Below are 5325 nucleotides of genomic sequence, written 5' to 3'. Positions count from 1 at the left end.
GGGGCCGGAGCGGGGGAGGCGGTGTCCGGACTGCGTCTCACCGCGCTTCGCGCGAGTTCAAGACGCTTTCACGTCCGGACCAAACACCGCCTCCCCCGCTCCGGCCCCTCCCGACGTCGTTCTCAGAACCGCCGTTCCAGGACCTGCCCCGGCCAGTCGCCGACCTGGAACGGTTCCGTGCGGGTGAAACCCTGGCCTTCGTAGTACTCGATCAGGCGGCCCTCGCTGCCCGCGAAGCAGTCCACCCGGAGGAGGGAGACTCCCTGGCGCCGGGTCTCCTCCGCCGCGTGGGCGAGGAGCGCCGCTCCCACTCCGTGGCCGTGGAAGCGGGCGTCCGTCGCCAGGAGGCGGACGTACACCTCGGGCTCGGCCGCGGGCTCGACGTACTGGCCGGGGTGCGGCGTCAGCGTCATCGTGCCCGCCGGTACGCCGTCGATCTCGACGATCCACGGATCGCCCTCGGACATCGTCCGTGCGACCTGCTCCACCGCCTTGGGGCGTCCGGAGAAGCTCTCCGTGCCCCACTGGGCGGTGATCCCCCTGCCGTTGAGCCAGACCACGGCGCTGTCGAGTATCGCGAGTATCGCGGGGAGGTCCTCGGCCCCGCCCTTCCGGATCTTCATGCCGGAGACGTTAGTGGGTGCCAGACTTCTGGCATGAGGCTTTTCGCCGCCGTCGTGCCCTCCCCGGAGTGTCTGGACGAGCTCGGTCGCGTCATCGACCGGCTGCACCGGCTGCCCGGTGCGGAACGGCTCCGCTGGACCTCTCGGCCCGGCTGGCACCTCACCCTGGCCTTCATGGGGGAGGTCGACGAGGAGCTGCTGCCCGAGTTGCGGGCACGCCTTGAGAGGGCCGCGCACCGGACGCCGCCGTTCTCGCTGCGGCTGCACGCCGGCGGGCACTTCGGGCGGCGGGCCCTGTGGGTCGGGGTCGCCGGGGATCTGGACCTGCTGCGGCTCCTCGCCGAGCGGTCCGACGCCGCCGCGCGCCGGGCCGGGGTTCCGATGGACGAGCACCGCCGCTACCAGGCGCACCTGACCGTCGGCCGTGCGCGGGGGGACGGGGTGGCGCTCGGCTCGTTCGTGGAGGAGCTCGGCGGGTTCGAGGGCGCGCGGTGGCGGGTCGGTGAGCTGGCACTCGTACGGTCGAACCTGCCGGGGGGCGGGGTGCCGGGCGCACAGCCCCGGTACGAGACGGTCGGCGCCTGGCCCCTTGAGGGGCGGGAGGAACGGTCGGGTTAACCTCGTCGGGTGGATCCGAAGACCCGAAACCGAATCATGGCCGGCGTGCTCGTACTGATGTTCGCGATTGTCGCGGTGACCTCCCTGGTCGGTCGGTAACCCTCCGTACCCACGTCGTGGGAAGGCCCTTGCTTCGAGTGCGCTCCAAGCAGTTGGCTTGACGTCCATGGAGTACACCCAGCTCGGACGCACCGGACTCAAGGTCAGCCGACTCGTCCTCGGCACGATGAACTTCGGTCCCCAGACAGACGAACCGACAAGTCACGGCATCCTGGATGCCGCGCTCGACGCAGGTCTGAACTTCGTAGACACGGCCAATGTGTACGGGTGGGCGGAGAACAAGGGGCGTACGGAGTCGATCATCGGCTCCTGGTTCGCCAAGGGCGACGGCCGCCGTGACCGTACGGTCCTCGCCACCAAGGTGTACGGGAACATGGGCCCCGACGGCGAGGCCTGGCCCAACCACGACAAGCTCTCCGCGCTCAACATCCGGCGGGCCGTGGAGGCCAGTCTCAAGCGGCTCGGGACCGACTACATCGATCTGTACCAGTTCCACCACGTCGACCGGGCCACTCCCTTCGAGGAGATCTGGCAGGCCGTCGACGTGCTGATCCAGCAGGGCAAGGTGCTGTACGCGGGCTCCTCGAACTTCCCCGGGTACAAGATCGCCCAGGCCAACGAGGTGGCCTCCCGGCGGGGCTCGGTCGGGCTCGTCAGCGAGCAGTGCCTCTACAACCTCTTCGAGCGCCGCGCCGAGATGGAGGTCATCCCCGCCGCCCAGGAGTACGGCCTCGGGGTCATCCCCTGGTCCCCGCTCCACGGCGGCCTCCTCGGCGGCGTCCTGAAGAAGGAGGTCGAGGGCAAGCGACGCACCGAGGGCCGCGCGGCGGCCACGCTCGCCGACCCGGCGGTGCGGGCGCAGCTCCAGGCCTACGAGGACCTGCTCGACAAGCACGGTCTCCAGCCGGGCGAGACCGCTCTGGCCTGGCTGCTGACCCGGCCCGGTGTCACCGGCCCGATCGTCGGGCCCCGTACGCCGGAGCAGCTGGCGGGCGCGCTGCGCGCCCTGGAGCTTGAGCTGGGCGAGGAGGTCCTGGCCGGTCTCGACGAGATCTTCCCGGGCCCGGGCCCGTCTCCGGAGGCCTTCGCCTGGTGACCCCTTCCTGGGGGGCGCTTCCCGGGGGCGCTTCTCAGGGGGTCCCCATCCAGCTCGTGGCGTCCAGGCGGAACGCCGTCTCCTCGGGGACGACGTTCCGCAGGGCCGCCTCCATGTCCCGGACGCGGTCCGCGCCGAGGGTCGCGATCCACTCCGCCCGCAGGTCGTCGAAGATCGCGGCGGAGCGGGCGAGGGCGTCGTATCCGCGCGGGGTGAGCCGGACGAGTTTGCGGCGCGCGTCGACGGGGTCGTCGGCGCGTTCGGCGTAGCCGACGGCGAGCAGCCGGTCGACGGTCTTGCCCGCCGCCTGTTTGGAGACGCCGAGCCGCCGTCCGATGTCGCTGGCGGTGGCGCCGTGGACCCCGACGGCCTGCATGGCGAAGCCGTGGGCCGGGCGCATGTCGGGGTGGCCCTCGTCGGCCAGGCGGGTGTGCAGCTGCTCGATGAGGGTGCGGAAGCCGCCGAAGAGGAGCAGGGGCAGCTCGAATCCGGGAGTGTCGTGGGGCACCCCCTTGCCCTTATCGACAACCTGGTTTACGTTTTCTCCAGCGACATGGTCAACCATGTTGTCCATTCTAGATCCGGGGGATCCGCGTTGTCCGCAACCGTCGACATGTCTGCCCGCACCGCCGCCGCCGTCGCCCTCCTCAAGGAAACCTCCCCGGAGACCCTCGACGGCTTCCTCAAGCTCAGCGCGATCTTCGAGTCCACCACCCTCGACCCGCACTCCCGCGAGACCGTCATCCTCACCGTCGCCGAGCGCAACCAGTGCCACCTCTGCGTCGACATGCACGAGGCCAAGATGGCCGCCCTCGGCCCGGCCCCCGACGCCGAACGCCTCGCCGCCGTCCGGACGTTCACCCTCCGCGTCCTCGCCTCCTCCGGCGCCGTCGGCGACGAGGACCTCGCCGCCTTCGCGAAGGCCGGCTACACCCGCCGCAACGCCCTGGAGGTCGTCCTCGGCGTCGGTACGTACACCCTGTCCACCTTCGCCAACCGGCTCACCCGCGCCGCCTGATTCACCTATCCGGCGTACGGGCCGCCCAGGCCCCACGCCCGGTGCATCGCGTCGGCGAACGCGGCCGCCAGCTTGCGCTCCCCGGTGGGGCCCGGGTGAGTGCCGTCGTACGTGTCCTCCCGCAGGTCGTACGACTCCGGGATCGCCGCCAGGACCAGCGGCGAGGCCGCCGTGTCCAGGTCGGCGACCGCCTCCGCGAGCAGCTCGTTGAAGCGGGCGCACTCGGCGGCGAAGGCGGCGTCGTACCCGGCGCGGACGTTCGGGATGACCGGCAGGAGGACCGCCCGGACCCGCGGGTTCGCGGCCCGGGCGCCCTCGACGAACGCCCGGACGTTTTCCTCCGTCTGGTCGCTGTTCGTGTAGAAACCCAGGTCGATCAGACCCAGGGAGACCAACAGCACGTCCGCCCCGGTCGCCGTGACCGCCTCCCCGATCACGGGCGCCATGTGCAGCCAGCCCTCGCCCCAGCCCGCCAGATGACGCCGGGCGTCGGCGGGGAACGCCGGGTCGGGGTACGCCTCCGAGGCCGGGGCGTCGGCGGCGGGGTCGTACAGACCGGAGCGCGGGCCGACGATCTCGTACCCGCCGGGGAGCGTCGCCTCCAGGTGCTCCCACATGCGGTAACGCCAGGTCCAGTCGCCGGCGCGTCCGATGGTCATGCTGTCGCCGACGAACAGAAAACGCATGGTCACATCATCCCGGACCGTGTCCCGGACCTCGACGTGATCCGGGACACGGGCCCGCTCGCCTACTTCAGGAAGGACGCAAGGCGGGCCGCCGTCCACTCCGCGTCGTCGTGCCACGGGAAGTGCCCGGCCCCCGCGAGGACCGCGAGCTCGGACTTCGGGAACAGGTTCGCGTACGCGGTGGCCGTCGGTACGGGGGTGTTCGCGTCGCCCTCCCCGGCGACGACCAGGACCGGCCGGTCGAACTCCGCGAACACCGCCCGCGTGGCCGCCGGTTCGAAGGCCCCCTCGCTCGCGTAGACGCCGGCGGCCTCCCCGTTCCGCTGCCGCACCATGGCCGCGTTCCGCTCCTGCGCGGCCTCGTCCCACGTCCCGTGGAAGAACGGCGCGACCGCCTTGAAGGTCTCCGCCGAACCGCGGCCCGCCGCCAGCTCCTCGAGCGCCGCGTACGCCGGACCGAACCACGGCTCCCCCTCGCGCCACGCCCGCCGCGCCGCCGCGAGCCGCTCCTCGCCCGTCGTGTCGAGCCCGACCGCCGCCGTACCAGGGGTGAGGAGGACGAGGCGCGCGACCCGCTCCGGGTGCCGGGCCGTGTACAGCGCCGCCAGGTTCGCGCCCGCCGAGTGCCCGAGGAGGTCGACCGTGTCGAGCCCGAGGTGCACGCGCAGCGCCTCCACGTCCTCGACGAGCCGGTCGCAGCGGTACGAGGCCGGGTCCTCCGGCACAGCGGACGCACCCGTGCCCCGCAGGTCGAGCCGGATCAGCGTCCGGTGGGCGTCGAGCCCGCCCAGGTCACCCAGGTACACGGAGTCCTGCATGGGGCCGCCGGGCAGGCAGATCAGGGGGTCGCCGGAACCGGACGCGTGGTACGCGAGCAGGGTGCCGTCGGGAGCGGGGAAAGTGGGCATGGGCGCGACCATGACAGTGGCTCCGATGCTGGTCAAGCGGTTTTCCCCGAGCTTCCCGGGGTTTCCCGCACGCCGTGGCAGGCTTGATCCCATGCGATCTGCTCTCTGCGCCCTCGGCGCGGCCGCCGCCCTGGTGCTGCTCCCGGCCGGCCACGCCCGTGCCGAAGGGCAGGAACCCGACCGGGACTTCACGATCGAGGACCCCCGGATCACCGAGTCCAGCGGCCTCGCGGCGAGCCGGGCCCACCCCGGGATCTACTGGACGCACAACGACCAGGACGCGCCCCTGATCTACGGCGTCGACTCCCGTACGGGA

7 protein-coding genes and 1 pseudogene are annotated in these 5325 nt (G+C 72.0%); 4 read left to right on the top strand and 4 right to left on the bottom strand.

Features of this window, described 5'->3' with window-relative positions; all coding sequences use genetic code 11:
* Positions 1-122: 122 nt before the first annotated feature.
* Positions 123-623, bottom strand: coding sequence for a GNAT family N-acetyltransferase (locus CCN56_RS26095; protein WP_086830417.1), 501 nt, complete (start codon positions 621-623; stop codon positions 123-125).
* A gap of 33 nt (positions 624-656) precedes the next feature.
* On the opposite strand from CCN56_RS26095, the gene thpR reads away from it, so the two are divergent.
* Both thpR and CCN56_RS26085 read left to right on the top strand, forming a co-directional pair.
* Positions 657-1241: an RNA 2',3'-cyclic phosphodiesterase gene (thpR, locus tag CCN56_RS26090; RefSeq protein ID WP_086830416.1), complete on the top strand. Its 585-nt coding sequence runs from the start codon at positions 657-659 to the stop codon at positions 1239-1241.
* Between the two features lie 166 nt (positions 1242-1407).
* Positions 1408-2397, top strand: a complete 990-nt coding sequence (locus CCN56_RS26085; protein WP_086830415.1) for an aldo/keto reductase — start codon at positions 1408-1410, stop codon at positions 2395-2397.
* Between the two features lie 34 nt (positions 2398-2431).
* Here CCN56_RS26085 and CCN56_RS26080 read toward each other — a convergent pair whose 3' ends face one another.
* Positions 2432-2962 carry a MarR family winged helix-turn-helix transcriptional regulator gene (locus CCN56_RS26080; RefSeq protein ID WP_086830419.1) on the bottom strand — a complete coding sequence of 177 codons (531 nt, stop codon included), beginning with the start codon at positions 2960-2962 and terminating at the stop codon, positions 2432-2434.
* A gap of 48 nt (positions 2963-3010) precedes the next feature.
* Here CCN56_RS26080 and CCN56_RS26075 point away from each other — a divergent pair, with 48 nt between their 5' ends.
* Entirely contained in the window at positions 3011-3415 is a 405-nt protein-coding gene (locus CCN56_RS26075; RefSeq protein ID WP_086830414.1) for a carboxymuconolactone decarboxylase family protein, read from the top strand.
* Positions 3416-3420: 5 nt separating this feature from the next.
* On the opposite strand, the gene CCN56_RS26070 is transcribed toward CCN56_RS26075, so the two are convergent.
* Together CCN56_RS26070 and CCN56_RS26065 are read right to left on the bottom strand one after the other, a co-directional pair.
* Positions 3421-4101, bottom strand: a complete 681-nt coding sequence (locus CCN56_RS26070; RefSeq protein WP_086830413.1) for a GDSL-type esterase/lipase family protein — start codon at positions 4099-4101, stop codon at positions 3421-3423.
* Between the two features lie 62 nt (positions 4102-4163).
* Entirely contained in the window at positions 4164-5009 is an 846-nt protein-coding gene (locus CCN56_RS26065) for an alpha/beta fold hydrolase (protein ID WP_086830418.1), read from the bottom strand.
* Between the two features lie 91 nt (positions 5010-5100).
* On the opposite strand from CCN56_RS26065, the pseudogene CCN56_RS26060 reads away from it, so the two are divergent.
* Positions 5101-5325 (top strand): annotated as a pseudogene (locus CCN56_RS26060) (WD40 repeat domain-containing protein); the annotation flags it as partial.

It is taken from the genome of Streptomyces sp. NRRL B-24572 (genome assembly GCF_002156145.1).
GTDB lineage: Bacteria > Actinomycetota > Actinomycetes > Streptomycetales > Streptomycetaceae > Streptomyces > Streptomyces vietnamensis.
Note: the sequence above shows the minus strand (reverse complement) of the source record. Positions and strands in the feature narration are given on the sequence as shown.